The organism is Parendozoicomonas sp. Alg238-R29 (assembly GCF_947331445.1).
In the GTDB taxonomy this organism is placed as follows: domain Bacteria; phylum Pseudomonadota; class Gammaproteobacteria; order Pseudomonadales; family Endozoicomonadaceae; genus Sansalvadorimonas.
In genome coordinates this window covers 1-2,381 of the sequence record NZ_CAMZOG010000181.1, presented here as the reverse complement: position 1 = coordinate 2,381, position 2,381 = coordinate 1, and the positions used below count along the sequence as shown (strand labels likewise).

Here is a 2,381-nt window from a genome sequence, read left to right as displayed (position 1 = left end):
CAACGGGTTTGAATATCCATTTATTCATAGAGCTTGACGCCACTGCAACTGGATGTTCGATTCTATCTTGATTGACGTTTTAAGTCCGACAGGCTGCTAGGAGGCGTTGACAATTAACTGGTGAGTTTGCTTTTCAGGTATCATTCGGCACTTTTCATATGCCTCGCTTTTCGAAGTCTGACAATCATCTTCGGTTATGTGGTTACCCGGATAACAATTCAGGCTCTCTGTTCTCTCCAGACTTTCGCAAGATTCACCCACGAAAATCCTGTGACCAGCGCAGTACCCACAACGACCAATAATGTACCGATAACAGTATGCCAACCAACAGTTTCATCAAGTATCAAATGCCCCCACAAAATACCAAAAACCGGGATTAAAAAGGTCACAGTTAGAGCCGAGGGTGCACCGATGTCAGCAATAAGTTTGAAATACAACAAATAAGCGACGCCTGTACACAGAACGCCTAGCAATACTACTGCCAACAATATATCAACACCGGGCAGATTATTGGTTGGGGAAAAAGGGATTAAGGGAATAACAAGCAAAGTGGCAGCCCACATACTTCCATGGGCATTATCGAAAGGAGATACGTTTGTGACTGAACGAGCATAAATGCTGGCAACACCATAACTCAGTGCGGCTCCCAGAGCAGCCATAATTGCCAGAGGAGCCCCTTCCTGAAAAGAAACTTGATCCAAACCAACCAGCAGTATGACTCCGGCAGTACCACATATCAGTCCCATAGATGATCTTATAGACAATGTACTTTGTTTAAGTAATACACTGATAAGTACTCCCCATATTGGGGCAGTGGCATTCAGGATGGACAACATAGAAGCTGTCAAAACCTGGGCTGACCAGGCAAACAACAAAAAGGGCAAGGCTGTATTCAACAAGCCAATTATCAGAAAGTGTCTCCAATGATTGATTAAAGAAATGTTTTTCTTCAACCAGAATGAAACAAAAAGCAGAAACAATGCTGCCAGCCCTACTCTGGCTTCAATCATCACGGCCGGGCTCAAGACTGTTGCACAGATTCGCATAAAAAGGAAAGAGCCGCCCCAGATAGCTGCCAGCAATAGCAGTCTCAATACACTTGATGAACTCATTCCGACAAAGCATTTTTACTATTAATAGATCATCACTATGCCTGAGCTGTAATATGAATCCACCCAATTATTCCTCCAGCAAATAATTTCATAACTCAATCCATTATTATGGCGAAGCGTAAGCTTTATCCTTGGGATAGTCTTGAATAAGTCTGACTGATGCTGTTTCCCCATGCGCCTCAAATGCTCATGATCTCTGAGGCGCAAAAACTTTCAATTCACGAAGAAAACTGCTCTTCCATTTTTACAACTAAATCCGAATGTTCAGGGGGCGTTCTCAATTACCCCTTCCCCATAGCCACCAGCATTTTATTGACCGCTTCAAGATGTTCTGGTTCGTTATGACACATGCCCTGAAAACAGGCACAGACATCCAGAAACTCTTTCATCTCCATCTTCTGAGCCATCTTTAGTAGACGTTTGGTCAGACGGGTCGCTTTCGGCGGTTGAGATGCCATTGAACCTGCGAGTTTCAGGGCTTCCGGTAAAAGTTGATCGTGTTGAACAGTATCCATAACTATGCCCAGTTCTTTGGCTTCCTGCGCAGTTACAAGACGACCAGTCATTGTCAGTTCAAAGGCCCGTTGATAACCAATCAAACGTTGTAAAAGCCAGGCACCGCCATCACCGGGAATGATTCCAAGATTCAGGAAGGTCTCGCCCATTTTGACGTTTTCAGAAGCGATGCGAATATCGCACATATTGCACAAATCAAACCCGGCTCCTACAGCTGCACCATTAATTGCGGCAATAACAGGCACTTCAATATCCTGCATAGCCAAAGGCATTCGCTGAATTCCCCGGCGATAGCGCTCTTCACATTCTGCGACACCACCAGCGAAGTCATTCTTTCGTTCAGCCATATCATGAATATTACCGCCCGCACAAAAAGCAGAACCGGCTCCGGTAATGACCAGAACAGAAACATCGTCAGAGGTATTCACCCATTCAGCAACTGTGAGAATATCATCCACAAGGCTCGAACCCGTGAGGGCATTACGAATGTCATGGCGATTCAGAGTCAGCAGAGCAACTCTGTTTTCCACAGTGAGAAGAGCATCAGTTAACTTGGGAAAGGTATTCATTATTCTGGCTTTCGCTTCTTGTCCAAGTCACAAACCATACCAAACCTTGGCAGAAGTTCACGGTTTTCAGCGGCTTCAGGTTTCGAAAAGCAGTGCTTTACTGAATACAATACTTCGGACAGTTTTTCATAACCGCTTGACCATGAGAGAAATCAGCGAAAATAGAGGAATCTAACGCTCTGTT

The 2,381-nt window shown here is 44.6% G+C and carries 2 protein-coding genes; both read right to left on the bottom strand.

Going from position 1 to position 2,381, the window contains the following annotated elements:
* Nucleotides 1-218: 218 nt before the first annotated feature.
* Nucleotides 219-1,112, bottom strand: a complete 894-nt coding sequence (locus tag QMA35_RS21360; protein WP_281649162.1) for a DMT family transporter — start codon at nt 1,110-1,112, stop codon at nt 219-221.
* Nucleotides 1,113-1,393: 281 nt separating this feature from the next.
* Nucleotides 1,394-2,197: an enoyl-CoA hydratase-related protein gene (locus QMA35_RS21355; protein ID WP_281649161.1), complete on the bottom strand. Its 804-nt coding sequence runs from the start codon at nt 2,195-2,197 to the stop codon at nt 1,394-1,396.
* Nucleotides 2,198-2,381: the final 184 nt, after the last annotated feature.